Here is a 25,299-nt window from a genome sequence, read left to right on the forward strand (position 1 = left end):
TGTTGAACAGCGAGGCACGGCGCTTGATGCCGTGAACCTCATAGCCTTTTTCCAGGAGAAACTCAGCCAGATAAGAGCCATCCTGCCCTGTGATGCCGGTGATGAGTGCTTTGCGGGTCATGTCTTGTCCTTTTGACCGCATCGCGGCGGCACCCCGCCCCCGCGATGCCCGGAGGAGAGGAGCCGCGCCGGTCAGCGCGGCCCGGGCGTGTGGGGCGCGCGGCGCAGGCGGAGCCGCTCCAGCGCCATATCCCCGAGGAACCGGGGAATCGAGATCGCGATCCGGCGCCAGTGCCGGCGCGGCTGCATCGCCAGGCGGTGCAGCCATTCCAGCCCGGCGCGGCGCAGCAAGGGGTGCGAGCGTTTAAGCCGACCGCTATAGAAATCGAACACCGCCCCCACCGCGCCGGCGAATTTCACCGACAGTTCCGCCTGATGCGCCGCCAGCCATTTCTCCTGCTTCGGAGCGGTCATCCCGACCCAGAGCACATCCGGCGCGGCCGCATTGACCGCCGCGATCATCGCCACGCTCTGCGCCTCGGAAAACGCCGCGGCGAAGGGCGGCGAATAGCTGCCCGCCAGCCGCACCCGCGGATAGTCCCGCGCCAGCCGCTCTGCGATCCGCTCCAGCGTTTCCTGCGTACTGCCGAGAAAGAACACGCTGCCACCCCGGGCGTCCAGCGCCTGCATCATCGCCGTGAACACGTCCGGGCCGGTGATCCGCCCGGCGATCCGGCGTCCCATCATCCGCCCGGCCCAGACCAGCGCCACCCCGTCGGGCACCAGCCAATCGGCCGCGCGCAGCGCCCGGTCATAGGGCGCATCATCCTTGCCCACCACATAGGAATGGACGTTGAGACAGGCCATCCAGCGGCAGCCCCGCTGCGGACGGTCCAGCACCGCCGTCATCGCGGCGAAGCAGGCCGGCGGCTCCGCCTCGACCAGATAGCCCATGGTTTCCAGCTTCATCGCAGAGGTTCCCCCGGAGAGCGGCACGGTTCAGGGCACATCGATGGTGTCGAGATCGAGCGCCGCGATCATCGTCTGCATCTGCGCGGCAGAGACATCTTCGGACAGCAGACGATAGCCGAACTGTCGGCTGGCGACCAAGGCGGCCGGCACCCGCAGGAAGAACGGCCCCGGCCGCGCCGCCGACAGCGTCACCGTCAGCGCCAGCCGCCGCGCGCCATAGCCATGGCCGCGGGCCGCCAGCCGCAGCAGCGGCGGCAGCGGCGCAAAGGCGCCGCTGTCCGGTCGGCTCACCTGCCAGAGCCCCGCCTGCTCCGCCCGCGCGCCGGTGAACCCCAGCCGCCAGAGCAGCGGCACTCCGACATAGAGGTTCATCTCCCCCCGCAGCGTCCAGCCGAGGTATTTCTGGCGCAGATGCCGGATGTTCTCGTTCGGGTAGCCGACCACCGCCGTGACAGAGGCCGCCGCCAGACGTTCGTAAAGCGCGGTTCCCAATGTCACAGATGCCTTTCCACGGCTGCCATCCGACATCGTATCGGTGGCCAGGAACACCGGTCCGATACCGCTGTCGAGCAGGAGGCCCGAGTAGCAGGCCACCAACCGATCGCCGAGCCAGAGCCCGGCGAAGCGCGCCGGATTGAGCCGGTACTTGCGGAACAGCGCATGGCCCTTGTCCTCTGTCGCGCCATAGCAGCGGGCGAAGAGCGCGCACCACTCCGCCTCGAATGCCGTATCGGCCTCTGCTCCGGTGAGAATTGCAATATGCTCCGGCGGATCCTGGATCGGCTCTGTCATCGCGCCTGCCCCTCTGCCAGATCGACGATGCGGACCCGGTCCCAATCGATGGTGGCCGCGGCCGCGCCCAGCGTCATCACCTCGCCGCTGTCCAGCAGCCGGTCGAGCTTGGCCGCCGCGCCGCGAATACCCACATAGGATTTGAAACGCCGCACCCGCGACAGCCCCGGGATCATCGGCTGACCGCTGTCGAAATCACGCAGGTGGAAATAGGTCATGTTATAGGCCTGCCGCCGGACCAGCCACCGGCCCACCGCCCCCGGCACCAGCCGGAAATAACCGCCACCGCCATAGACCAGCGGCTGCCCCAGAACCCGGGCGTAATTGATCGGCAGTTCCCGCAACCGCCGCCCCGACGGGGTGCGCAGCATCGCCGGCCCGCCGGCACCGTACCCCGCGAAGCCGCCATGCGCCCGCGGCGCGGGAAAGATCGAACAATCGGTATCGAAGCCGAGATCGGCCAGCACATCGAAGGCCCAGGGCGTCGCGCGGGTGATCGAGAACCCCGGGGCGCGATAGGCGGTGGGGCGGATGCCGGTCGCTGCCTCGATATGTTTCACCGCCGCGGCCAGATCGGCGCGAAAGGCCTGCGGCGTCTGCTCGTACACCAGCTGGTGCATGTCGGAATGACAGGCGATCTCATGCCCCTCACCGGCCACCGTCGCCACCACCTCTGGATAGCGCGCCGCGACCCAGCCCAGCACGAAGAAGGTGGCCTGCACCCCATGGCGGGAGAATTGCGCCAGCAGAGCCGCGGTCGCCTCCGGCAGGCGGGTGGCGAACCGCCGCCACTGCACCTCCCCCCGGGTGGCCTCGTTGTCGAGCACGTGGAACCAATCCTCCAGATCGACCGTGAGGATGGTGACCGGCCGGCTCATCCCCGCCGCCCAGCCCCGGCGCGGCCGCGACACGGCGGATTGCGGTGCTGACCTGCTCAAGTCACCTCTCCCCGGCCGTCGGATTTCCCCGCCCGGCGCAAGGCGAATTGCTGCTGCAGGAACTGCAGGCCGGCGCGGGCGATGGGGCGGCGGGTGGTCACCTGCCGCCAGGCGTCGCGCCCCTCGTCATAAAGAACCGCCGGGCCGCGCCGCCGGATCAGCAGCCGGGTCAGGCTGCGGGCGATCACGCCGCCCCGCGCAGCAAGACGCCACAGCCGGGGCGGCGGCAACTGATGCGCCCGGACCTCGGCATCATAGGTCTCCGCCCCGAGGCTGGAGCGCTGCTGCCCAGGCAGCTTGCGAAACGCCGCCAGCGGCACAGCCACCGGCACAAGATCGGCATGGCGGGCGAAGCGGGTCCAGAGCTCGAAATCCCCGGCATAGCGCAGCGACAGGTCGAGCCCCCCGGCCCGGTCCCAGAGGCTGCGGCGCCAGAACAGGCTCTCCTGTTGCAGGAAGCCACCCAGATCGCGACTGTACCAGCCATTGGCGATGAACCGGCGCGGATAGGCACCGAGGCCGCCATAAACCGCCGTCGCCTGGCCGCGCCGGTTCAGAAAGGCCGGCTGTCCGGTGATCCAGTCGATGTCCGTATGGGCCGCGAAGATCTCTCCCACCACCGACAAAGTCCAGGGCAGATAGATGTCATCGGCATTGAGCCAACACATCACCTCGCCGCTGGCCCGCGACAGCCCCTTCTGGATCGCCTCATACTGGCCGCCGTCGGGCTCTGACACATAATAGGCCAGCCTGTCGCGATATCGCTCGATGATCTCCTGCGTTCCGTCGTCGGAGCCGCCATCGATGACGATATACTCCAGCCCGTCATAGCCCTGATCCAGAACCGAGCGCAGCGTCACATCGATATAGTCTGCAGCGTTATAACAGGCTGTCACCACAGAGATTTTCGTCATGCGCCCGCGCCGCTCCCGAGGGCCGGCTCCGCCGCTTCATAACGGGCACGCACATGGTCATAGACCTTGTAATCCAGCGCATAGGTCTCACGGAACGCTGCCGCGACCTCTGCGGAGATATCGGGATGCCGGCCCGAACGGTTGACATGAGGCAGGTCCGGCAACTGGCCGGTTTTGCCCAGCGCCCGTGCGATCCGCTCCATCGACGCGGCCAGGTTTTCCATCACACCGATTTCGACAAATCTGGTCTCGATCACCTCGGCGTAGTTCTGTTCGGTCACCTTCACCGGAAAATGTTCGAGAATCCGAGAGCCATAGTTCAGAACGAAGTCCTCCACCCCGGAGAAGGCCAGGATCGCATTCCGTTTTTCCCGCCGATATCGGCGCCCTTGCCGGCTGAGCCCACCCCCGCGGATCCAGGAAGCAATCGCCCGCGGACGGCGCCGCCAGATCGGATCGGCCTGTTGCAGCGAGTAGAAATACTCCGAAACCGCCGTTTCCAGCGGATCGCGCAGGATTGTCACGAACTGGCGCACATCCGGGTACTGATCCGGGATCCCGAGCCCGATACGCGCATTGAAGTGCCCGTAAACCAATTGCGGCACCCCCACGGGCTGCGTAGCGAAGTCGACGGGGTCCGGATATTGCCCGGTGGCCGGCGCGATGTAGTGGGAATGAAACCCGGCCCCGAACCACGACTGCATGATCGGACGAATACTGGTTCCCGCGCACTTCGGAACATGTATGAAAATCAAAGGCCTGGAGGGATCGTAGGCAATCATGTGACTGACCCGCCCCCCATCATACGGGCGGTTGCAGGCTGCCTGCGCCCCATCGGCAGATACAGTCCTTTGCGTTGGCGACCCGCACGCGCGGCCTCTGTTGCGGGATTGCGCTCCAACGCGAGACATTGGAGCCCGGCATAGAGAGGATAGCTCAGGAAGAACTCTCCATTCAGTTGCAGGACCGCAATCGCGAATACGAAGATGCGGCTGATCCCGGTAACCCCAAGCCGGCCAAGACCGATCCAAAAGCCACTGAGGAAAACGAGAAGCCCGCAAAGACCCAACTGACGAGCATAGCCGGTCAACCCGTTGCCGGTGGCGAACCGCTCCAGATCGGGATGCAGTGAGAATTGCGTCGCCAGCGACTGCCCCCACCCAAACAGCGGTCGGATTTGAATATAGGCCCAGTCAAAAATGACCGCGCCGAAGCGGGAAACCTGCCAGCCGGCCTCCTGGAAGACCGCCCGTTCATAGAGCCCGACGATCTTGGAACCGACAAAATCCAGCTGCCACAGCGCCAGGGCCATCGGCAGCAGAAGCAGCGGCAACAGCGTCAGGATCGCCAATCGGTTCAGGCCGTTCCGGGTCCGCTCAGTCGCGACAATGCGAAACGTCATCAGAGCCAGGGGCAGGAAGACATAACCGGTGGTCGACAATGTCGTCAGCTCGGTCACCACCAGAATCGCACGCCAGCGCCGCAGCACAGGGGCCGGCAGATCGGTCGCAATGGTCGCCAGCAGCACCAGTGCCAGGATCAGATATCCGGAAAACGCCCCCGGCTCCCAGAACATCCCGGCGTTGCGATAGAGTTCCTCTCCCCCCATAAAACTGTGAAGCAGGACATTGATCCGCTCGTTCACACCACTGGCCTCTGCCCCGATCAACGCGCTCAACGGGCGAAAGACCTCGTAGAGCCTGATCCCGACGGCGGCAGCCACCACGCTTGACAGATGAAACAGCAGGCTCAGCGTGGCGAGCCAGACCATTACCCGCACATAGGCCAGGCGGAAGTAGCGCACCGTCCCGATCACCCCGGCCCCGATCACGAGTTTGAAAAAGAACCCCGCGATCGTCACCGCAGCGAAATAATGCAAAGACAGGGTTTGGAAGAGAAAGATCATCAGATAGATCGAAACGACGATGAGAAAACTACGACTTTCCAGGACGCGCTGGAGCTTGATCATCCGTAACAGGATGATCAGAAAGGCCCCCAGCAGCACCACATCCTGCCGGGCGCCAGTGGTGAAGGCCTGGTTGCCGGAAATCGCCACCAGCAGCAGGACCAGAAGATAGTCCACCTGGCTCGGCCGATACCGCAGGCGCAACCGGGTCATGACTCGGCCCCGCGGCGGGCCGCGAATATCCCCGGCACCCAGCACAGCCACAATCCGTCACGCAGCCGGATCGTCAACAGAGTCGCGGTGTTCCAGAAAACCAGGCTTGCGGTCATGGCGACAGCCGGGCCGATCACGCCCAGCCATGGTGTCAGCAGCAGGTTCAGCACAATGCTCAGCACCGCCGCGACCGTGATGATCCGCGCCAGCAGATGCTGACCTCCGGTCATGCTGAGATAGGGATTGGTCGCGCCGGTCAGCGCGGCGACCGCTTGCCCCACCAACAACACCGTCAAAGGCGCCGTGGCATCGGCGAAACCGGCGCCAAAGCCCCATTGCATCAGGCCATGACGCGCAAGGAACAGGCCCAGGATGATCGGCACAGAGCTCCAGAAGATCAACCGGCTGACCTGACGCCCATAGTGCTGTAGCGCCTCCCGGTCTCCCTGAGCGCGAAGACGCGCGAACTGCGGCTGCGCCACCAGGCTGACAGAGGAAAGCGCAAAGGAGGTCAGCAGTGACAGCTTATGCGCAACGGCATAGATCCCGACCTCCGCGGTCGGCAACAGGAAGCCGGACACCACGATGTTGCCATCCATCACCAGAACACTGGCCCCCGAGGCCAGCAGAAACGGCGCGCCCGCCGCCAGCATCTGGCGGGGAGAAAGGATCGCATCGCCCGGGTCCTGAGCGTGCCGCGCCTTGCCGAGACGCAGCATCCCCGCAAACACCGCCACTGCGCCTGTCAGGCCGACACCAAAGGCCAGAGCGGCGCTTGGCAGAATGGGCAGCGGCGGCGCCAACAGAAGCCAGACCGCCACGATGGCCAGATTCGCCGCGATCGGCAGCAGCAGCAGTCCAGCATAGGCCGGGACCGGCAGCAGCGCCCGGCTCACGCTCACCGCCAGGGCCATGAGCACCCGCCCCAGCAGTGCCGCCGCGACGATACTGAGCGCAAGGCCCGGCATCTCCCGCGCGAAACCGGGAAACCGCCCGAACAGCGCCACCAGCACCGGCGCCAGCAACAGCAGCGCGATCCCCAGCACCAGCCAGAGCGCACGGCGATAGAGCTGCAGATGGCGCCATCGGTCCTCCGGCCTCTCCCCATCGCTGAACACCCGCAGCAGGAACACCGGCAGGCCGGCCCCGGCGGCGGTGGCAAAGACCACCGCCGTTGCATTGATCAGGGCGACAAGCCCGGTCGCCTCCTTGCCGTAGACGCGCGCCACCAGAATGGTGGTGGCAAGACCCATCCCCATTCCCAGTACCCGCGCCACCGCGACCCAGGCCACGGCGCGCAGCAATCGCGTCGCCCCGCCCGGCTGCGGCGAGGCGACGATCCCCCGGGAGGGAAGCTCTCCCAACGTCATTGCCCTCTACCCCGCCGTGTCGAGCAAGAGCTGTGCCTTGCGATTGGCGCGGATCGCCGGCAGCGCCGCGACCCGCCCGTCGAGGGCCGCGTAAGTGTCCATCAGCTGGCGGCCCACGGCCCCGAGATCGACCGAAGCGCTTTCGCGCGCCCGCTGTGGCGGCAGGCGGACCGGGAAACCGGCATAGCGGGACAGCACCGTCCCGGCCCCGGACCGCCACAGATCCTCGTAGCGCAGCGACAGCACCGGCACCGTCTCGCAGGCCAGCCAGCCGTCGAGCTGTTCGCCGAACCTGAGCACATCGCGCACGGGCACATCGCGCAGCGCGCCATGGGCCGACAGATGCTCCAGATGCTCCGCGATCCAATCGGGGCCATAGGTCGTCTCGCAGCGCAGCACGCTGCGCGCCGCCGCGCTGGTCGAGCCGAACAGAAACACCACCCGCGGCGATGCCCCCGGACTGAGATCATAGGGAAAATCATGCGTCTTATAGACTCGCCCGCTGTGAAACCGTGCCCCGCCCAGATGCCAGGCGGTATCGCGCACCAGCCCCGTGAGTCGGGACCCACGCTCGCCAAACCGCGCCGCCGCCATCCCCGCGACCAGACTGTCATAGACGACGGTAGAGCCGGACCGCCCCATGCTGGCCACCAGAAGCGGCGGCGAAGAGGCCGGCAACGCCGCCTTCAACCCCTCCCGCACCGCGGATTTGAGCATCCCCATGTTCTGTCCTTCCCCCTGACCGATTTGCCGACCGTCAGAGCCCGGGAATGTCGGGCGCGTATTCGAAACGGTCGAAGACCCACCCCATATGATCGCGCACCCGTTCGGCGGCCCCGCGATCGTAATAGTCCGTCAGCGTCCGGGACCGGGTCGTATTGTTCTTCACGTGCGGCAGCTTCAGGAGCGATATATCCGCCCCGATTTCCGAGGCAATTCCGCTCAGATCGTCCACGACATTTTCAAGCCGAACGAACCTCTGAACGGCCATTTGCCCGTCGACGTTCAGCAGTTTCAGCTGATTGGTCCAGCGACCGGCGACAAATTCCCGAAATGCGTCTCGCAACGCGTCAGGGTCCTCCGGCAGGGCCTGGCGCTTCCCGCGACCGACTTGGAAATACAACGAAATCACCAGATCATAGGGATTTCGGATCGAAGAAATCTTGAGATAGCTATCAAAGGTCTCCCGCCCCAGACGCCGGCGAACCTGCGCCGCCGTCATGTGGTTGTACCACTTCTGATACCGCGACAGGCGGCGGGACACCGCATTGTCGAAAACCCCCAGTCGACTGGGACCGCGCCGCCCGATAACCCCATACTCCGAAACCAGCGTCGGTGTCAGATGTTCAACCACATGGCCCGGCGGGGTGCAGAGCGGCTCGAAAAACATCTCGATGCTGGAGCCGCCGGTCTTGATCGTCTTAATGAAAATAAAGCGATAGGGGTGACTGATCGCAACCAAGGCGAACTCCTCATCTCATCAAGACGGACTCAGGCGTCTTAGACGGTGCAAGCGTACCCGCTCGAGCAGGAGCGCCGTTGTTCCGGGATACCACCGACCTTAGGGACATCCGATTTTTCCGCACCAAAGCCACTCGTTCTGCCGCGACCAGCGGCCCCGAGGCGTACATCTTTATTCCGGGAAACAATCATGGCTACCGCACCGAGGCGCGCTCAGGCGGCCTCTCAGAATCGCGCTTCAAATTAGCAATGCGAATTACCAGAAGATCTAGCCGAGCCCCGCCTCAAGATAAAGCCAGCATTCCAAAAAATCGCACGCCGGAAATAGATAAAAAATTCAATGATCGCAACCAATCGATGAATTGATAAAATTACCCACATGCCGAGATAAAAAATAGATCAAAAAATTAGAGGATTCAGAAATGCCGCACTCCAGACACACCATAGAAAGCCCGGAAATCAGGCAAAGCGCAAAAGAGAATTAATTTCCATCAAAAATACCCGGGAACGCTGACTGATGCGCCGCTCTGGAAAACACTGTCCCCGGCGCCACCCCTCACTCCCCCCCGAGACGACACCCGGAAACACAAAAGGCCGGCGGGGCTTCCCCCACCGGCCGAGATTCTGTCGCCAGCCCTTCAGCCGGGCAGGACAGATGATATCCGATCTATGGCCTGTCAGCCGTTGTAATCTTCGTCCGCGACCTTTTCCATCCAGGTCACCGCCTCGCCATTGATCGATTCCTGAATGGCGTAGTGGCTCATCGCGGTTTCCGCAGCCGCGCCATGCCAGTGTTTCTCGCCGGCCGGGAACCAGACGACATCGCCGGCGCTGACTTCCTCGACCGGACCGCCTTCGCGCTGCACCCGGCCGCGACCGAAGGTGATGACGATGGTCTGACCTGCCGGATGGGTGTGCCAGGCGGTGCGGGCACCGGGTTCAAAGGTCACATGCGCGCCGCTGACACGACCGGGTTCTTCCGCGGCGAACATCGGATCGACACGAACGGTGCCGGTGAACCAGTCTTCCGGGCCCTTCATCGACGGCGCGCTGCCGGAACGGGTGATTTTCATTGGGGGTCTCCTTGCTTTGGCACGGCAGTCAGCCGCGCAGTTTCTCGAAACGATAGGTCAGACCGGACCCGCCGGGCTGCCGATAGGCAAGCTCCACCGTGGCCATGGCAAAGGGTTCGATGAAGCGGGCATTGTGCAGGCCGCCGGTCTCCAGCGGCGCGACGCCGATGTCGCGGATCAGGTCGCCGGCGGGCGCCCGCCCCGGCATTACTGCGCCCGGCTCTCGAACACCTGCTTGGCGACCGGCAGCGCCGAGAAGACTTTCGGCCAGCCTGCGTAGAACGCCAGATGCGACAGCATACCCCCGGCTTCCGCCTGAGTCAGCCCGTTGTCCATCGCGCGATTGAGGTGGAAGGTCATCTGCTCCGGCTGACCTGCCGCGATCAGCGCCGCCACGGTCACCAGGCTGCGATCGCGCGGGGCCAGATCGGGCCGCAGCCACAGATCGCGAAAGAGCACTTCACGGGTGTTGTCGACGACGCCCTTGCTGACATCGTTATAGAGCCCGCTGACGAACTCCTCCCGCGCGGCTTCGGCCTCTTCGTTCAGCGGCAGCAGCTCGGGGCTGGCTCCCGGCAGCGTCTCGACCGCGATGCCGCGCGCCTCGAACACCGGCGCGGCGGCCACGGCCGCGGCGGTCGCATTGCCGAACCCAGTGTAGAAGGCCAGATGGGTGATCGTCTCGGACAGCTCCGCCGGGGTCACCCCGGCGTCGAGCGCCAGCGCCACATAGCTTTGCAGGTTCTCGGTCTCGTGCCGGGTCATCAGCGCCGCGAAAGTCACCAGCGCGCGATCCCGGACCGACAACGTTTCACTCGCCCATTCCGAGCCGAAAATCGTCTCGTTCGCATAGGCGTCGAGGGCGGGGGACACCCGGCCGACGGCGTCGGGCAAGGTGCTGCGAACCTCCTGCGCGATGGCAGAACTTGTCATGAGAGCGATGGCAGAGGCTGCGATCGAGGTCTTCATCGGGGATCTCCTGTTCGACTGCGTCTACCCTCATGTGATCCCGGCGCGCGCGGATCTTAATGCCCGACCTGATCACTCCACTCATGACAGCGGCTCATCAATGCGGCCCGCCTCCTCCGCGCCACCGACGTCATTTGCGCTCCCTCAGCGCCTCGAGCACCACTTCAAAGGCAGAGGAAGACCGCTGGCGGCTGGGGTAATAGAGGTAGAAGCCAGGGAAATAGGGCGAATAGTCCCCAAGGCACATCTGCAGGGCGCCGCTCTCGATATCCGCCTGCGCCAGCCGTTCCGGCACCAGCGCCAGCCCGTGCCCGTCCCGGGCGGCCCGCAACACCGGATTGATTGTGTTGAAACAGGCCTGCCCCTTCACCTTGACGTGAATTTCACCGCCCTCCGGATCCTCGAACTCCCAGGCATAGAGCGCGCCATGCGTCGACAGACGCAGGTTGATGCAGCGGTGATCCACCAGCTCCTGCGGGACCTGCGGTGTCCCGGCCTCCTCGAAATAGGCCGGCGCGCCGACGCAGATCAGCCGTTCGTCCGGGCCGATCCGCACCGCGATCATCCCGTCGCTGACCTGATCGCCATAGCGCACCCCGGCATCGCATTGCGACGCGGCCAGATCGGTATAGCCATAGTCCATGACGAATTCGATATTCACCGAGGGGAACTGTTTCAGGACCGGTGACAGCTTGGGCCAGAGGATGCTCTCAATCGCATATTCGACGGCGACGATCCGCACCGTGCCGGTGGGCTGATCCTGCGCGTCGTTCAGCGCCTGCAGCCTGCTTTCGATCTTCTCGAAACAGGGGGTCAGCGTCGCCAGCAGATCCTCCCCCTGCAGCGTCGGCGCCACGGTGCGCGTCGTGCGGGTCAGAAGACGCAGGCCCAGGCGCTGTTCCAGCCCCTTGATCGTATGGCTGAGCGCCGATTGCGACACATTCAGCCTTGCCGCGGCCTTGGTGAAACTGCGCTCTTCCGCCACGGCGGCGAAGGCGATCAGGTCGTTGATATTCTCGCGTATCATGATGGAAGCCGGTGCTTACGGAGTATGAGTCATGGTCGTCTTTTCATGACATATGCTATCTGCTCATGAAATCGATGGATTATGCGAAAATTTACCGAGGGCGGCCCCTGATCGGCGAAAATAGGCCACCCCGGACGCCGGACCATGATCGCTCCCTTCAGACCATTCATGATGCGCCCTCATGAATGCTGTGCAGGGATCGGCGATGATCCGGCGCGCGATCCAGGGCATGATAGGATCGGACCACCCGGAAACCAACCGACAGAGGTGCCCCATGTGCGACGCATGCAAGAGATCCGCAGACCTCCTGACCCGCGCGGGCGAACGCCGGCGCGGCTTTCTGACCGCCGGAGCCGCCGCCGTGGCACTGCCCGCGCTGGCCGGCGCCGCCCGGGCGCAGGCGGCGCCGGATGCCCTCGCCCATAGTCAGGTGCAGTCCTGGGCCGCCTTCGACACCAGCGGCACCTTTGCGCCCCATACCATCACCCGGCGCGCCGCCGGCCCCCGGGATATTGTGGTCGAGATCATGTTCAGCTCGATCTGCCACTCCGACATCCACACCTACAAGGGCGACTGGGGCATGCCTGCCTTCCCGCTGGTGCCCGGGCACGAGATGGTGGGGCGGGTGATCGGCGTCGGCGCCGAGGTCCGCAAGTTCCGCGAAGGCGATATCGCCGGCGTCGGCACCATGGTCGACAGCTGCGGCACCTGCGCCAACTGCCGCGCCGACCGGGAACAGAATTGCCTGAACGGCACTACCTTCACCTACAATTCGCCCGACAGGATTTCCGGCGGCGTAACCTATGGCGGCTATTCCCGGAAGATCGTGGTCAAGGAAGACTTCGCCCTGCGGATCCCGCCGGGGGTCGATCTGGCCGGCTTCGCGCCCCTGCTCTGCGCCGGCATCACCACGTTTTCCCCGATCAACCACTGGAACCTGCAACCGGGCCAGCGCTATGGCGTGATCGGTATGGGCGGGCTCGGTCATCTGGCTGTCAAGCTGGCGGCGGCCAGGGGCGCCGAGGTCGTTGTCTTCACCACTTCCGAAGACAAACTCGAGGACGCCAGGGCCTTCGGTGCCGCCGAGGCCTACCTGTGGTCGGACGAGGACGCGATGCGCCGCCTGGCGGGCAGCTTCGATCTGATGCTCTCCACCGTGCCGGTGGCCTATCCGATGCAGCCTTTCCTCAATCTGCTGAAGCTCGACAAGACGCTCGTCAACGTCGGCGCGCTGTTCCCGGTCGAGGGTCTGCAGGGGATGATGATGGGCTTCGGCCGTCAGAGCCTTGCCGGGTCGATGACCGGCGGGATCGCCGAGACCCAGCGGGTGATCGACTTCGCCGCGCATCACGGCATCGCCGCGACCTATGAGATGATCACCCCGGATCAGATCGGCGCCGCCTGTCAGAAGGTGATCACCAAAGACGCGCGCTATCGCTATGTCATCGACATGACCGCGGCCTGAACCGCCCCCGGCTCTCAGGCAGAAGGAAGACAGCCAATGATCGCATTCTGGAGAAAGGCCCCTGCCCTCGCGCTTCTCTGCGCGGCCAGCCTGCTGCCGCCGGCGCTTGCCGACGCATCCGATGCCGGGCCAAGAAAAGGAAACAGCATGACCAAAATCCACTTTGTTCTCGACGGGGAGGTGCTTGCCGCCACTCTGGACGACACCGCCGCCGGGCGGGACTTCGCCGCGCTGCTGCCGCTCGATCTGACCCTGACCGACTATCACGGGATCGAGAAAGTCTCCGACCTGCCGCGCAAGCTCGACACCACGGGGGCGCCGGCCCGCTACCAGCCCGCCCCCGGCGATATCACGCTCTACGCGCCCTGGGGCAATCTCGCGATCTTCTGCAAGCCCTTCGACAACACCCGTGGCCTGGTCCGCCTCGGCGCCTTCGACGGCGATATCGCGGCGCTGCTGAAGTCCGGCGCGTTGTCGGTACGGATCGAACGCGCCGAGTGATCGACCGGCTTGCCGCGCGCCCCGGCCATGCGCCCTGGCCACGGGCCGCTGGGGCGCGCGGGTCCCCGTTCACAGCTTGTCGATTTCGGCCCGCACCGCCGCGACGACTTCGGGAATATGCGACAACCGCTCTTCCTCGGCCCGCAGCATCGCCTCGAAGGCGCGCTTCTTGAACACTGCGAAATCGGGCATGGTTTCCGCTGTCGCCGGGTCGACGGTACTGGCGACGATATCGATGAGACGCTCGATGGCATGAATGCGGCCCCAGAGGTAATCGTTCTCGCGCGCGGATCGTGTCAGGAACCCCCCAAACCCGATCGCCGCCTCGCCCCGCAACGGCCCGCAGCCGGCTTCGATGCAGATGGACGTCGCGTCCTGCGGGCTGATCCGATCGACCAGAACTTCCTCAAAGGCGCCGCTCTCCAGCCCCAGGGCATTCATCGCGGGCAAGATCACCACGTCGGAATAGGGCCACCCCAGATAGCCCGACAGCACGATCCGGCGAAATCGCGGATTGAGCTCCGCCATCAGCGGAGAGGCCAGGATCTGGTCAAGCTCGTCGTTGGTGCCGACTACACCGCAAATCTCTCCGATCCGGCCGATCAGCGCCGTCAGCTCGCCATTCCTAGAACGGGCATAATGGGCCGCGACGGGCAGATCGGCCGCCTGCTCCGCGCAAAACACCTGCCGTATGTCCTGCACGGGGAATTTCAGCAGGAACATCGGCTCCTCGAAGACATTGAGCCCCCGCAGGCAGGTGCTGACCTGCCGTTTCAGTTCGTCCAGCTTTTCGAATTCGACGTCCGGATCGAAATCGCCATCCTCGATCTGATAGATGGCGTTGATCTCCTGAATGATGTGGGAAATCCTGCGCGCCTTGTAGCGCACGCCGAATTCCACGATGAATCTGGCGAATGTCGGCAGCTCGGAATTCTCGCTGACCGTATCCGGGATGTGGTAGTCTTCCGGGAACATGCCCTTGGTTTCGGCCCAGGCCTCGATCACCTGCCTGATCCAGCGCGCATGCTGGGACAAGGGTTCCTGTCCGCAGATCCGGGCGACCAGATCGGCGATGACATCTATCGCTTCCAGCACCAGCGACCGCATCCAGGCGTTGTAGATCAGCGCCGACGAGGAGAGCAGATTTGTCGACGTCAGCCGCCAGTGCCGGATCTGCTCAACGGTGTGGTGTTCGCTCAGGGCGCCGCCCGTCGCCTGCTCGATCAGCTCTTCGACATGGTGGCGCGACGTCCGGGCGATGGCTTTCAGCCCTTTGACCTGGCGGTTGAACCTGCTGGTTTCCTCCAGTTCCTCGTAGATCGGGGCATAGCGTGGCAAATCGCTGAGCGCGCTGCGCAAGGTCGAAAAGAACCCCGGCATCCTCACCCCCGGATCGAAGTTCGGCTGTTCGGGATGGGGGTCGATATACACCAGCCGGCGGTCCACTTCCCGATAGGCCGCATGCTGGCGCAAGGCCTCGATCGCCGCCTGAAGCGGCTTGTTGTTGAGGATGCTGCCATCCAGCAGCACCACGTCCTCCGGGTCCAGCCCGATCTGCCGATAGTGGGAAAAGTTGGTGGCCAGGAAATGCTCCTTGCCCGTCCACTCCAGGCTCCGCCGCTCGATCAACCTGTCCATTTCCCCGATCTGCGCCGGCGGGAAAGCCCCCGGATAGCTGGCAGATGCGCGGGCGGCAAAGGCCAAAGAGGGAATGTTGACCCTGTCGAAATCCGACCGGGTCAGCCCCTGCGAAGTCCTCTCGGCGGCAAATTTCAGCATCTGCCGATGTTCCCGTTCCCAGATCAGAACCGGGTCATGCATGAAAATGGCCTTGTCGGCACCGTGATAGTCGGTAACCGAAATCCGCAGATCGAGCCGCGTCTCCGGCGGCAACAGCGTGGACCCGGGCGCCTCGTTGCCCTCCATCGCCAGCAGCCCATCCAGCAGCAGTCCGGAAAAATGGGCGCCATCGAACGGCGGTTTGAACCAGCGCGACCGCACGAAGGTGGACAGGCGGCGGCGCACGTCCTGACCGGCATCCCGTGGTAATATCCCGGCCCGCACCAGACGGGCGAAGGCCAGACGCATGAATGGCGAGATGTACCATTTGCTCCATTTCCCGGCCCGCGCTTTCGGCGAGATCAGCTTGAGGATATCGGCCTCTTCGAACCACATGTCGGAAAGCGGCGCGATACTCAGATCGTGAACGATCGCCCGGGCCAGCACCACCGCGTTGATGCCCCCGGCGGAGGAGCCTGAGATGACATCGGCAACGACCCGCAGGTCGAGCTTTCTGCCGATCTGCTTCAGAAGGTCGAAGTACACGGCCTCGGTGGACACCCCTTCCGATGACACGCCACTCGAAACGCTCCGCGCAAAAACGTGGTCCGGCAGTTGCTTTTGCGTGCTGCTGCTCGGGACGTGGTAGGCCTGCGAGGCGCGGATCAGGTTCAGAATCTCGATATTCACGCCATGCTGATAGATGGCGAGAGAGACGCCGCCGTAATAGACGAGTGCGAGGCGAAGTTCCTTTTCCTTCATCTCTAAAACGCCCCAGCGAGCCCGAAGTGCCCGCCCTGTACAAGTCAACCTTTTGATTTTCGGAGATTATACCACATGGCCGGCGAAAAGTCTCACGGAACTCAGGGCCCGGCACTGTCCATCGGCTCGGCAAGCAGGCCCTCCCACGGAGGCGACGGGCTCCCCGCGTGAAGGGTCACTTACTCGCGCGGCATGCTCTTCCCCTGTTCAGACATCCGCCCCCGGATCGTCTGTTCCAGCCCCCATCCGGCATGCCCTCCCCTGTAACCCGACGAACGCATCGCGGCATTGGCAGGAATCAAGACATTGAAATAAAAGGGAAACCGAGAAGCGTAATACCCTTTGCAACAGTGATATGGTACGGGCGGGGGGACTCGAACCCCCATGGGCTTGCGCCCCACGGATTTTCTTACCAGCTACGGCTTTCGCCGCCGCCCGGCCTCGGGCGTTTGTGGTCTGGACTATCCCTTCGCCCTAGCCTTGGCCTTAGGCGCTGCCCGTCTAGTCTCTACACCTTCCCCCGAAGGGGCTTGGCTCGGGATTGCCATGTGACAGGTTTCCCCGAATTTGAGCAGTTCTACACCGGAGTTTCCAACCGGCGCACTCAATCAACTAAGTCCGATGCGTCTACCATTCCGCCACGCCCGCACGCGGTCTCGGTATAGCCAGCCCACCAGAGCAGGCCAAGCGGAAACTCCGCAGCCCGCCCCCGGAGCGGCGCGACGTCAGGATGTCGGAAAAGAACGGCCATCGCCCGCGCTTGGCCTGTCCGGAGGCATTCTCCGGGCAGGTTCATACCCACCGCATCAGGAGATGTAGGCAGACCGCCAAAGGGCGACGCTACCTGAAATCAGCCATCGTTCGGAATAAGCAAGGCAGCGCCTCGGGCGAGCACATAAAAAACAGGCTGGCACTTGCCCGGGCCGGTCCGTGCGTCGCCCCGCCGCTGTCCAGGTCCACCCCAGAGACACCAGCCCCTTCCGCCACGCCTCTGCGGCGCGGATCGTGTCGTTGCCCCAGCAACACCAGCAGCGGATTGAAGTCCCCGGCGTCGCATCGGCCGGGGCGCTGAAACATGCGCCGTACTCGACTGCCCCCCTCTCGTACAACCTCTGATGCTGCCTCCGAAGCAGGCCCCGAAACAGGACGCCTCCGGTCCTCAGGTCACAAATTGCACCAGGAGCGGACAACATACTTGTCATTCACAATTGTTTATGACAAGTATTGTGCATCGCAAACAGGGCGGCACAAAGATGCAGGGCGACGAACACCCCAAGGACGACAACGGCAAGACGCAGGATTGTTTCGACGAGCTGGAGCTCGATTGCCTCACCGATGCGGCCAGCTATTATCTGCGGCTGCTGAACCTCTGGGTGTCGCGCGATATCGAGAAACGGCTTGAGGGTCTTCCCGTCGCCGGCGGAACCGGCAAGGTCTCGACCCTCTTCATCGTGCTGCGCCAGCCGGGCATCACCGCCTCGGAGATCACCCAGTTCGCGGGCAAGGATGCGCCGGCGATGACACGGCTGGTCGACAAGCTGATCGCCGACGACCTTCTGGAACGACGGCTCGATCCCGAGGTGCGCCGGCGTCAGCAGCTCTTCATCACCGACCGCGGGCGCGAGGTGCTCGATGCGGTGCGCGCGATCTCGGAGCGGGAGCGGGACGAAGCCTTCTGGATGCTCTCGGACGAGGAACACGCCCAGACGGTGGCGCTGCTGCGCAAGATCGCCGCAGCCTATGTCGAACGTCACCGCGGGATCGACTGGAAACCCAAATGACCCTGAAACGGCTGTTGCTGACCGGGTAACGCCCCTCAGGTCGGCCTCTTCCCTTCACCCAGAGCGCGGCGGGCTTTGCCTGACCCGACGTGCTTTCTGTTGCCTGTTCAAAGGATTTTGCAAATGCCTGGCCCACGCGTGACCCCGGTTCACGGAGATGAAACCCTGCCCGAAAAAGTCGATGTCGTCGTCATTGGCGGCGGTATCGCCGGCACCTCGACGGCGCTGGAGCTGAGCGACATGGGGCTGCGTGTTGCGCTGTGCGAAAAGGGCGGCATCGGTCAGGAGCAAAGCTCGCGCAACTGGGGGTGGGTCCGCATCTCGCGGCGCGATCCGCGGGAAATCCCGCTGATGGCCGAGGCGCTGCGCATGTGGCCGGGGCTGACCGCGCGTATCGGGCGGGAAACCGGGTTCCGCCGCTCGGGCATCATGTTCGCCGGCCGCACGGACAAGGAAATGGCCGATTACGAACGCTGGGCAGAGCATCTCAGGCCCTATCAGCTCGACTGCGGCGTGCTGTCGGGGGCGGAATTCGACGCGGTCATGCCGGGCTGCAGGGAGCCGGTCAAGGGCGGATTCTTCACCGCCGCCGACGGCCGGGCGGAGCCGCAGCTGACCGCCCCCGCCATTGCCGAGGGCGCGCGGGATCGTGGTGCCGCGATCCTCACCGAATGCGCCGTGCGCGGGATCGAGACCAGCGGCGGCGCGGTTTCGGCGGTGGTGACCGAACGCGGCACGATCGCCTGCGACGCGGTGGTGCTGGCGGGCGGGGCCTGGTCGCGGCTGTTTGCCGGCAACCTCGGGATCAATTTTCCGCAGCTCAAGATCGTCAGCACGGTGATGCGGACGGCGCCGCTCGAAGGCGGCCCCGAGGCGGCCTACTGGTCGGAACATTTTGCCTTCCGCAAACGCGAGGACGGCGGCTACACGCTGGCCTCCGGCACCGCCAATATCGTCGATATCGTCCCCGACAGCTTCCGGCTGGCCTTCAAGTACCTGCCGGCGCTGAAGCATCAGTGGCGCGATCTGCGCCTGCGGTTCGGCCCGCGTTTCGCCCAGGAGGCGACCTGTGCCCGCAACTGGCGCAACGACGAGGCCTCGCCTTTCGAATACACCCGCGTGCTCGACCCCAAACCGGACGAAAAGATCAATGCCAAGACCATGGCGGCGCTGATCGAGAACTTCCCTGTCTTCGCCAAGGCTGAGATCACCCAGAGCTGGGCCGGCTATATCGATGTCACCCCGGACGCGGTGCCGGTGATTTCCGCCATCGACACGCTGCCCGGTTTCTTCATGGCCAGCGGATTTTCCGGCCATGGCTTCGGCATCGGTCCGGCGGCGGGGCGGCTGATGGCCGAATTGGTGACCGGCCGCCCCCCCTGTGTCGATCCGCATCACTTCCGGTTCTCCCGCTTCTTCGACGGGACCCGGCTGGAACCCGACGACGGCTTTTGACCTTTCCGTTTCCCGGACGGGGCGCGAGCGACGGAAGAAGCGCCGGCGCCCTCCGTCCCCCACCTAGACCAACAGGAGACCAAAGATGACGAAAACTGCCTTTTCCTCCCTTTCCCACCCCTCGCGCCGCGGCTTTCTCGGCATGACGCTGATGACCACGGCGGGCTTGGGGCTCTCCACCCTGCCCGGGCCCGCGCGGGCGCAGGCCTCGGGTCAGGTCATCGTCGGGGTCAGCCAGGAACCGACGATATTCAACCCGCATCTGCTGCATATCGAGGTCGACGACGGCATCCACTGGGCGGTATTCGATCCGCTGCTCGTGGTCGAACCCGACGGCACGCTGGCGCCGCGCCTGGTGACCGAGGTGCCGACAGTGGAAAACGGCGGCGTCTCGGCCGATGGCACCGAGTGGAAAATCACCCTCAAAGAAGGCGTGACCTGGCATGACGGCACGCCGTTCACCGCCGAGGACGTGAAATTCACCATCGAGCTGCAGCAGAACCCGGATTTCCGCGCCGCCCGCCGCGACGGTCACGAGCTGGTCGAGGAGATCACGGTGATTTCCGACACCGAGCTGTCGTGGAAGATGACCTCTGCCTTCGCGCCCTACATGGCGATCCTGGCCTCCACCTTCATCGTGCCCAAACATGCCTTCGACGGCGTGGACCCGAACGAGGCGCCATTCAACCAGGCGCCGATCGGCACCGGCCCCTTCGTCTGGGACAGCCGCACCCCGGGCGATAATATCCAGCTCGTGGCCTATCCGGACTATCACGGCACCCGTGCCTCGATCGCGCGCGTGGTGATCAAATACGTCCCCGATCTCACCGTGCTCTATACCCAGTTCAAGACCGGCGACATCGACGTGATCGCGCTGCAGGGCATTTCGGCCGACCATTATGCCGAAGCCTCCGCCCTGCCGGGCAAGACGGTTCTGGCGGTGCCGGCGGGCAGTGTCGAAACCCTGGCGATCAATACCGGCAACCCGGTGCTGAGCGACCAGGCCGTGCGTCAGGCGCTCTATCTCGGGGTCGATAAGGACACCATCATCGAGGCGCTCTATTACGGCCTGCCGACGCCGACCGAAAGCTACATGCCGCAGCAGAGCTTCTATTATAACCCGGACCTGCCGAAACACGTCTATGACCCGGACGCCGGCAAGGCGCTGCTGGACGCGGCGGGCTGGCTGCCCGGCGACGATGGCATCCGCGTCAAGGACGGCAAGCGGCTCAGCTTCACCTGCTCGACCACCTCGGGCAACCATGTACGCGAGCAGATGCAGCAGTTCCTGCAGCAAGGCTGGAAGGACATGGGCATCGAGATGGAGATCGGGAACCTGCCGCCGGCGGTCATGTGGGGCGATCACTGGATGCAGTCGCAATATGACATGGCGGTGGTCGGCATCATCTTCCTGACCGGGCCGGATCCCGACACCCTGACCTTCATGCATTCGCAGGCGATCAACGCCCAGGGCGGCGAAGGGCAGAACACCTTCCAGATCGCCCTGCCCGAACTGGACGCGCTGCTGGAGAAAGGCGCCACCACCGTGTCGCCCGACGCGCGCAAGCCGATCTATGCCCAGGTGCAGACGATCATCCGCGACCAGCTCCCCTTCCTGCCGCTGTTCCAGCGCAACGAGGTGCGCGGGCACCAGGCCAACCTCGAAGGCTTCACCCCCAACGTCAACGTCCGCATGAACTTCTGGAACATGCAGGACTGGCGCTGGGTGTGATCGCCTGACCCAACCCTGACCGCGGCCTCCGGATTCCTGCCGGGTCCGGGGGGCGCCCTCCGCTTTTCGCCGGGAGCCTCGCCATGATACGCTTTCTTCTTCATCGAACGTTACAGGGGATCGTGCTGATCCTCATCGTGTCGATGATCGGCTTTGCCGTGATCAACCTCGCCCCGGGCGGGCCGCTGTCGCAATATGCGCTGACCCCGGGCATCAGCCAGGCCGATCTGGAACGTATCGCCCATCAGATGGGGCTCGACCGGCCGCTGCCGATCCAGTACCTCGACTGGCTGTCGAAGCTGATCGTGGGCGACTGGGGCTCCAGTTACCGCGATCAGAGCCCGGTGCTGTCGGTGATCTGGCGGCATATGTGGGCGACGCTGCTGCTGATGGGCTGTGCCACCGTGATCTCTGTCGTGCTGGGCACGCTGATCGGGGTGCTCGGCGCGCTCAGACGCTATTCGCTGTTCGACTACGTCGCCACGGTGGGGGCGATGATCGCCCTGTCGATCCCGACCTTCTGGTTCGGCCTGATCGCGATCTTCTTCTTTTCGCTGGAGCTCGGCTGGCTGCCCGCCGGCAACATGTACACCGTCGGCGATCAGAGCCTGGGCGACTATGCCATTCACCTGATCATGCCCTCGGCGGTGCTGGCGCTGGTCAACGTGGCGATCTGGAGCCGCTACATGCGGGCCTCGACGCTCGATGTGATGGATCAGGACTACGTGCGCACGGCGCGGGCCAAGGGGCTGCCGCGCTGGCGCATCATCAGCGCCCATATCGTGCGCAACGCGCTGATCCCGATGATCACGCTGGCCGGGCTGCAACTGCCGACGATCATCGGCGGCGCGCTGGTGACCGAAACGGTGTTCACCTGGCCCGGGCTCGGGCGGCTCTTCATCGATAGCCTCGGCTACAACGATTACCCGGTGATCATGGGGCTTCTGATGTTCTCGGCCATCCTCACCGTGGTTGGCAATTTCCTCGCGGATGTCGGCGTCGCCCTGGCCGACCCCCGTATCCGTCTCGGCTGAGCGAAAGGACCGTGCCCATGACCGCCATCCCCGATCCCGCGCGCAGGGCCGTCTTTGCGGTCTTCCGCGGCCCCCGCGTCCGCAAGTTCATGCGCCACCGGCTGGCGATGCTGGGGCTCGTCACCATCGTGCTGCTGACACTGGCCTGTTTCGCCGGCCCCCATTTCCTGCCCTATGACGAGCTCTACATCGATCTGCGCGCCCGCTTCTCCCCGCCGCTGAGCGGTGGCCATATCCTCGGCACCGATCCGCTGGGACGCGATATCGCGGCGCGGCTGTTTTCGGCCGGGCAGATTTCGCTGACCGTCGGGTTCACCGCGATGGTTCTGTCGACGCTGATCGGCACCGCCATCGGCATCGTGGCGGGGTACTTCGGCGGCTGGACCCGGACCGGGCTGATGCGGATGGTCGATGCCTTCCTGTCCTTCCCCTCCGTCTTCCTGATGCTGACGCTGGCGGCCTTTCTCAAGCCCTCGCCGGCGATGATCACGATCATCATCGCCGTGACCTCCTGGATGGAGGTGGCGCGGATCGTCGAGGCCGAGGTGCGCGGCCAGGCCGCGCGCGACTTCACCGCCGCCGCCCGGATGATCGGCGCGCCGCACTGGTGGATCATGGGGCGCGAGATCCTGCCCAACGTGATGGGGCCGATCATCGTCGCCGCAACGCTGACGGTGGCCCGCGCCATTCTGCTTGAGGCCTATATCTCCTTTCTCGGCTACGGCATTCAGCCGCCGCTGCCCAGCTGGGGCAATATGCTGAACAATGCGCAGCAATATCTCGATAGCGCGCCCTGGCTGGCCATCGTGCCGGGCGTCGCGATCACCCTGGCGGTGACCTCGTTCAACTTCATCGGCGACGGGCTGCGCGATGCGCTCGATGCCCGCTCGGTGCAATAGGCAGGGGGCGATATGACCGATCCAGTCCTTTCCGTTCGCGATCTGCGCGTCCGTTTCCGCAGTGGCGGGCGCGAAACCCAGGTCGTCCACGGCGTCGACTTCGATATTCGCGGCGGCGAAACCCTGGCGTTGGTGGGCGAATCCGGCTCTGGCAAGTCGGTCACCTCCTTCGCGCTGATGCGTCTGCTGCCGGAGGCGCCGCGCTGCAGGATCAGCGGCAGCGTCCGCATCGGCGGGGTTGAGTTGCTGGAGCTGTCCGAACGCCGGATGGCAGCGATCCGCGGCCCGCGCATCGCGATGATCTTTCAGGAGCCGCTGACCTCGCTCAACCCGGTGCATCGTGTCGGCGACCAGATCGCCGAGGCGATCCGCTTTCACCGCAGGATGAGCCGGTCGGCGATCCGCGCCCGGGTGATCGAACTGCTGTCGATGGTCGGCATTCCCGATCCGGCGCGACGGATGCACGCCTATCCCGGCGAGATGTCGGGCGGCATGCGCCAGCGGGTGGTGATCGCCATGGCGCTGGCGCTGGAACCCGACCTGCTGATCGCCGACGAGCCGACCACCGCGCTCGACGTCACGGTACAGGCCCAGATCCTGGAGCTGCTGAAGGATATCCAGCGCAGGACCAACATGGCGATGCTGTTCATCACCCATGATTTCGGCGTCGTTGCCGAGATCGCCGATCGGGTGATGGTGATGTACGCCGGCCGGATCGTCGAGGGCGGCGAGCTGGCAGAGGTGCTCTCCAGCCCGCGCATGCCCTACACCCGCGGGCTGCTCGGCTCGGTGCCGCGGTTCGAGGACGCGGGGCTCCGGTCCGGCCCGCTTGGCACCATCGAAGGCTTCGTGCCCAGTCCCGACGCTCTGCCGCAAGGCTGCGCCTTTCATCCGCGCTGTCCGCATGCCCGGCCCGGGCTCTGCGATGTCGATCTGCCGGATCTGACCGCCGTCGACGGCACCGGCCACCGGGTGCGCTGTCTGCGGGCATCCGAACCGCTTGCAACCGAAAACACGGAGGTTCCGGCATGACCACGCTGATCGAGGCCAGCGGCCTGAAACAGCATTATCCGGTGCGTCAGGGGCTGCTCGGCCGTCAGACCGCCTCGGTCAGGGCGGTCGACGGGATCGACCTGCGGATCCGGCGCGGCGAAGTGCTTGGGCTGGTCGGCGAATCCGGGTCGGGCAAATCGACCTTCGGACGCACCCTGATGATGATGGAGCAGCCGACCTCCGGCGCGGTGCTTTATGAAGGGGCCGATCTGGTGGGTCGGTCCCATAAGGCGCTGCACCCCTATCGCCGCAAGATGCAGATGGTGTTCCAGGATCCGTTCTCCTCTCTCAACCCGCGGATGACGGTCGAGGACAGCCTGACCATGCCGCTGCGGTTTCACCAGCCGGAGCTGACGGCGGCGCAGCGCCGCGACCAGGCGGCCGAGACGCTGGAGCGGGTCGGCCTGCCCCGCTCGATGATTTCCCGTTATCCGCATGAGTTCTCTGGTGGTCAGCGGCAACGGATCGGCATTGCCCGGGCATTGATGGTGAAGCCGGAGTTCATCGTGGCGGATGAACCGGTCTCGGCGCTCGACGTCTCGGTGCAGGCGCAGGTGCTGAACCTGTTTTCCTCGATCCGCGAAACGCTGGGGCTGACGATCCTTTTCGTGACCCACGATCTGGCGGTGGTGGGCCATATCGCCGACCGGGTTGCGGTGATGTATCTGGGCCGGATCATGGAGATCGCGCCGACCCGCGCACTGTTCACCGCGCCCGCGCACCCCTATACCGAAACGCTTCTGTCGGCGGCGCCCCAGCCGGCGGTGGGGGCGAAGCGGCAGCGCATCGCGATGAAGGGCGAACCGCCGAGCCCGCTGGCACCGCCCTCAGGCTGCGTGTTTCGCACCCGCTGTGCCCATGCCAGCCCCGAGTGTGCCGCCGCGCGGCCGCCGCTGCGCCAGCGCGGCCCGGACCATTTCAGCGCCTGCATCCGCGATGACCTGTCGCTGGTTCCGGCGGTGGTCGAGAAACAGTCGCTATAGAGGCACGGGGAGCCCCCCCGCCGTCTGCTTGTGCCGCCTCCGCCCCGCAGGCAGGAAAAGGCATTTCGCGATTGGGGGGAAAGCCTTGGTGAACGCGCAAGAAGGTATGGGCTGCGCCAGTTCGCGATCGTCGGGCTGGCCGAGGCTGGCTGCAGCGATGCAGAGACCCGGGCGGTGACCAACCAGAGCGCTGAACTGGTCGCCTACCACCGGCTCCGGG

25 protein-coding genes are annotated in these 25,299 nt (G+C 64.9%); 10 read left to right on the top strand and 15 right to left on the bottom strand.

Annotated elements, in window-relative coordinates; genetic code table 11:
• From QO033_RS15510 to QO033_RS15555, 10 genes are all read right to left on the bottom strand, one after another.
• The coding region (locus QO033_RS15510; protein WP_284482010.1) for a GDP-mannose 4,6-dehydratase at window positions 1-121 on the bottom strand (121 nt) is incomplete at its 3' end.
• 71 nt (window positions 122-192) lie between these two features.
• Window positions 193-969 (bottom strand): WecB/TagA/CpsF family glycosyltransferase, encoded by a 777-nt coding sequence (locus tag QO033_RS15515; RefSeq protein WP_284481895.1) that lies wholly within the window; start codon window positions 967-969, stop codon window positions 193-195.
• 30 nt (window positions 970-999) lie between these two features.
• A complete protein-coding gene (locus QO033_RS15520) occupies window positions 1,000-1,764 on the bottom strand; it encodes a hypothetical protein (RefSeq protein ID WP_284481896.1) in 765 nt (254 codons plus the stop codon).
• Window positions 1,761-2,702, bottom strand: coding sequence for a polysaccharide deacetylase family protein (locus QO033_RS15525; protein ID WP_284481897.1), 942 nt, complete (start codon window positions 2,700-2,702; stop codon window positions 1,761-1,763). Before QO033_RS15525 ends, QO033_RS15520 begins: the two co-directional genes overlap by 4 nt.
• On the bottom strand, window positions 2,699-3,616 hold the full coding sequence (locus QO033_RS15530) for a glycosyltransferase family 2 protein (protein ID WP_284481898.1): 918 nt from the start codon (window positions 3,614-3,616) through the stop codon (window positions 2,699-2,701). The genes QO033_RS15525 and QO033_RS15530 overlap by 4 nt, the downstream gene beginning before the upstream one ends.
• Window positions 3,613-4,398: a hypothetical protein gene (locus tag QO033_RS15535; RefSeq protein ID WP_284481899.1), complete on the bottom strand. Its 786-nt coding sequence runs from the start codon at window positions 4,396-4,398 to the stop codon at window positions 3,613-3,615. The genes QO033_RS15530 and QO033_RS15535 overlap by 4 nt, the downstream gene beginning before the upstream one ends.
• Window positions 4,395-5,735 carry a hypothetical protein gene (locus QO033_RS15540; protein WP_284481900.1) on the bottom strand — a complete coding sequence of 447 codons (1,341 nt, stop codon included), beginning with the start codon at window positions 5,733-5,735 and terminating at the stop codon, window positions 4,395-4,397. The genes QO033_RS15535 and QO033_RS15540 overlap by 4 nt, the downstream gene beginning before the upstream one ends.
• On the bottom strand, window positions 5,732-7,099 hold the full coding sequence (locus tag QO033_RS15545; RefSeq protein ID WP_284481901.1) for an oligosaccharide flippase family protein: 1,368 nt from the start codon (window positions 7,097-7,099) through the stop codon (window positions 5,732-5,734). The genes QO033_RS15540 and QO033_RS15545 overlap by 4 nt, the downstream gene beginning before the upstream one ends.
• A gap of 12 nt (window positions 7,100-7,111) precedes the next feature.
• A complete protein-coding gene (locus QO033_RS15550) occupies window positions 7,112-7,828 on the bottom strand; it encodes a hypothetical protein (protein WP_284481902.1) in 717 nt (238 codons plus the stop codon).
• A 34-nt stretch (window positions 7,829-7,862) separates the two neighbouring features.
• On the bottom strand, window positions 7,863-8,567 hold the full coding sequence (locus QO033_RS15555) for a hypothetical protein (protein WP_284481903.1): 705 nt from the start codon (window positions 8,565-8,567) through the stop codon (window positions 7,863-7,865).
• A gap of 77 nt (window positions 8,568-8,644) precedes the next feature.
• Between QO033_RS15555 and QO033_RS15560 the strand changes: the two genes are divergently transcribed.
• Window positions 8,645-8,932 (top strand): hypothetical protein, encoded by a 288-nt coding sequence (locus QO033_RS15560; RefSeq protein WP_284481904.1) that lies wholly within the window; start codon window positions 8,645-8,647, stop codon window positions 8,930-8,932.
• Window positions 8,933-9,243: 311 nt separating this feature from the next.
• Here QO033_RS15560 and QO033_RS15565 read toward each other — a convergent pair whose 3' ends face one another.
• From QO033_RS15565 to QO033_RS15580, 4 genes are all read right to left on the bottom strand, one after another.
• The gene (locus QO033_RS15565; RefSeq protein WP_284481905.1) at window positions 9,244-9,639 is read right to left on the bottom strand and encodes a (R)-mandelonitrile lyase; all 396 of its coding nucleotides are present in this window, start codon (window positions 9,637-9,639) and stop codon (window positions 9,244-9,246) included.
• A gap of 28 nt (window positions 9,640-9,667) precedes the next feature.
• Window positions 9,668-9,847 (bottom strand): NAD(P)-binding domain-containing protein, encoded by a 180-nt coding sequence (locus tag QO033_RS15570; protein WP_284481906.1) that lies wholly within the window; start codon window positions 9,845-9,847, stop codon window positions 9,668-9,670.
• Window positions 9,847-10,608, bottom strand: coding sequence for a carboxymuconolactone decarboxylase family protein (locus QO033_RS15575; protein WP_284481907.1), 762 nt, complete (start codon window positions 10,606-10,608; stop codon window positions 9,847-9,849). Before QO033_RS15575 ends, QO033_RS15570 begins: the two co-directional genes overlap by 1 nt.
• Window positions 10,609-10,738: 130 nt before the next feature.
• Window positions 10,739-11,635 carry a LysR substrate-binding domain-containing protein gene (locus tag QO033_RS15580; RefSeq protein WP_284481908.1) on the bottom strand — a complete coding sequence of 299 codons (897 nt, stop codon included), beginning with the start codon at window positions 11,633-11,635 and terminating at the stop codon, window positions 10,739-10,741.
• A 361-nt stretch (window positions 11,636-11,996) separates the two neighbouring features.
• On the opposite strand from QO033_RS15580, the gene QO033_RS15585 reads away from it, so the two are divergent.
• Window positions 11,997-13,100, top strand: a complete 1,104-nt coding sequence (locus QO033_RS15585; RefSeq protein ID WP_284481909.1) for an NAD(P)-dependent alcohol dehydrogenase — start codon at window positions 11,997-11,999, stop codon at window positions 13,098-13,100.
• 147 nt (window positions 13,101-13,247) lie between these two features.
• A complete protein-coding gene (locus QO033_RS15590) occupies window positions 13,248-13,601 on the top strand; it encodes a cyclophilin-like fold protein (RefSeq protein WP_284481910.1) in 354 nt (117 codons plus the stop codon).
• A 69-nt stretch (window positions 13,602-13,670) separates the two neighbouring features.
• Here QO033_RS15590 and QO033_RS15595 read toward each other — a convergent pair whose 3' ends face one another.
• Complete coding sequence (locus tag QO033_RS15595; RefSeq protein ID WP_284481911.1) at window positions 13,671-16,142, bottom strand: patatin-like protein; 2,472 nt, start codon at window positions 16,140-16,142, stop codon at window positions 13,671-13,673.
• Between the two features lie 1,214 nt (window positions 16,143-17,356).
• On the opposite strand from QO033_RS15595, the gene QO033_RS15600 reads away from it, so the two are divergent.
• The 7 genes from QO033_RS15600 to QO033_RS15630 all read left to right on the top strand — a co-directional run bounded on the left by QO033_RS15600 (window position 17,357) and on the right by QO033_RS15630 (window position 25,079).
• On the top strand, window positions 17,357-17,923 hold the full coding sequence (locus QO033_RS15600) for a MarR family winged helix-turn-helix transcriptional regulator (RefSeq protein WP_284481912.1): 567 nt from the start codon (window positions 17,357-17,359) through the stop codon (window positions 17,921-17,923).
• A 123-nt stretch (window positions 17,924-18,046) separates the two neighbouring features.
• Window positions 18,047-19,378 carry an NAD(P)/FAD-dependent oxidoreductase gene (locus QO033_RS15605; RefSeq protein ID WP_284481913.1) on the top strand — a complete coding sequence of 444 codons (1,332 nt, stop codon included), beginning with the start codon at window positions 18,047-18,049 and terminating at the stop codon, window positions 19,376-19,378.
• Window positions 19,379-19,463: 85 nt separating this feature from the next.
• Entirely contained in the window at window positions 19,464-21,110 is a 1,647-nt protein-coding gene (locus tag QO033_RS15610) for a peptide ABC transporter substrate-binding protein (RefSeq protein WP_284481914.1), read from the top strand.
• 83 nt (window positions 21,111-21,193) lie between these two features.
• On the top strand, window positions 21,194-22,144 hold the full coding sequence (locus tag QO033_RS15615; protein WP_284481915.1) for an ABC transporter permease: 951 nt from the start codon (window positions 21,194-21,196) through the stop codon (window positions 22,142-22,144).
• Between the two features lie 17 nt (window positions 22,145-22,161).
• Window positions 22,162-23,043 carry an ABC transporter permease gene (locus tag QO033_RS15620; RefSeq protein WP_284481916.1) on the top strand — a complete coding sequence of 294 codons (882 nt, stop codon included), beginning with the start codon at window positions 22,162-22,164 and terminating at the stop codon, window positions 23,041-23,043.
• A 12-nt stretch (window positions 23,044-23,055) separates the two neighbouring features.
• A complete protein-coding gene (locus QO033_RS15625; RefSeq protein ID WP_284481917.1) occupies window positions 23,056-24,075 on the top strand; it encodes an ABC transporter ATP-binding protein in 1,020 nt (339 codons plus the stop codon).
• Window positions 24,072-25,079: an ABC transporter ATP-binding protein gene (locus QO033_RS15630; protein ID WP_284481918.1), complete on the top strand. Its 1,008-nt coding sequence runs from the start codon at window positions 24,072-24,074 to the stop codon at window positions 25,077-25,079. Before QO033_RS15625 ends, QO033_RS15630 begins: the two co-directional genes overlap by 4 nt.
• Window positions 25,080-25,299: the final 220 nt, after the last annotated feature.

Source organism: Pseudodonghicola flavimaris (assembly GCF_030164425.1).
GTDB classification, from domain to species: domain Bacteria; phylum Pseudomonadota; class Alphaproteobacteria; order Rhodobacterales; family Rhodobacteraceae; genus Pseudodonghicola; species Pseudodonghicola flavimaris.

Coding starts and splice junctions, on each gene's coding strand:
- QO033_RS15515 (WP_284481895.1), bottom strand. CDS start 969: ATGAAGCTGGAAACCATGGGCTATCTGGTCGAGGCGGAGCCGCCGGCC.
- QO033_RS15520 (WP_284481896.1), bottom strand. CDS start 1,764: ATGACAGAGCCGATCCAGGATCCGCCGGAGCATATTGCAATTCTCACC.
- QO033_RS15530 (WP_284481898.1), bottom strand. CDS start 3,616: ATGACGAAAATCTCTGTGGTGACAGCCTGTTATAACGCTGCAGACTAT.
- QO033_RS15535 (WP_284481899.1), bottom strand. CDS start 4,398: ATGATTGCCTACGATCCCTCCAGGCCTTTGATTTTCATACATGTTCCG.
- QO033_RS15540 (WP_284481900.1), bottom strand. CDS start 5,735: ATGACCCGGTTGCGCCTGCGGTATCGGCCGAGCCAGGTGGACTATCTT.
- QO033_RS15550 (WP_284481902.1), bottom strand. CDS start 7,828: ATGGGGATGCTCAAATCCGCGGTGCGGGAGGGGTTGAAGGCGGCGTTG.
- QO033_RS15565 (WP_284481905.1), bottom strand. CDS start 9,639: ATGAAAATCACCCGTTCCGGCAGCGCGCCGTCGATGAAGGGCCCGGAA.
- QO033_RS15570 (WP_284481906.1), bottom strand. CDS start 9,847: ATGCCGGGGCGGGCGCCCGCCGGCGACCTGATCCGCGACATCGGCGTC.
- QO033_RS15575 (WP_284481907.1), bottom strand. CDS start 10,608: ATGAAGACCTCGATCGCAGCCTCTGCCATCGCTCTCATGACAAGTTCT.
- QO033_RS15580 (WP_284481908.1), bottom strand. CDS start 11,635: ATGATACGCGAGAATATCAACGACCTGATCGCCTTCGCCGCCGTGGCG.
- QO033_RS15590 (WP_284481910.1), top strand. CDS start 13,248: ATGACCAAAATCCACTTTGTTCTCGACGGGGAGGTGCTTGCCGCCACT.
- QO033_RS15595 (WP_284481911.1), bottom strand. CDS start 16,142: ATGAAGGAAAAGGAACTTCGCCTCGCACTCGTCTATTACGGCGGCGTC.
- QO033_RS15600 (WP_284481912.1), top strand. CDS start 17,357: ATGACAAGTATTGTGCATCGCAAACAGGGCGGCACAAAGATGCAGGGC.
- QO033_RS15605 (WP_284481913.1), top strand. CDS start 18,047: ATGCCTGGCCCACGCGTGACCCCGGTTCACGGAGATGAAACCCTGCCC.
- QO033_RS15610 (WP_284481914.1), top strand. CDS start 19,464: ATGACGAAAACTGCCTTTTCCTCCCTTTCCCACCCCTCGCGCCGCGGC.
- QO033_RS15615 (WP_284481915.1), top strand. CDS start 21,194: ATGATACGCTTTCTTCTTCATCGAACGTTACAGGGGATCGTGCTGATC.
- QO033_RS15620 (WP_284481916.1), top strand. CDS start 22,162: ATGACCGCCATCCCCGATCCCGCGCGCAGGGCCGTCTTTGCGGTCTTC.
- QO033_RS15625 (WP_284481917.1), top strand. CDS start 23,056: ATGACCGATCCAGTCCTTTCCGTTCGCGATCTGCGCGTCCGTTTCCGC.
- QO033_RS15630 (WP_284481918.1), top strand. CDS start 24,072: ATGACCACGCTGATCGAGGCCAGCGGCCTGAAACAGCATTATCCGGTG.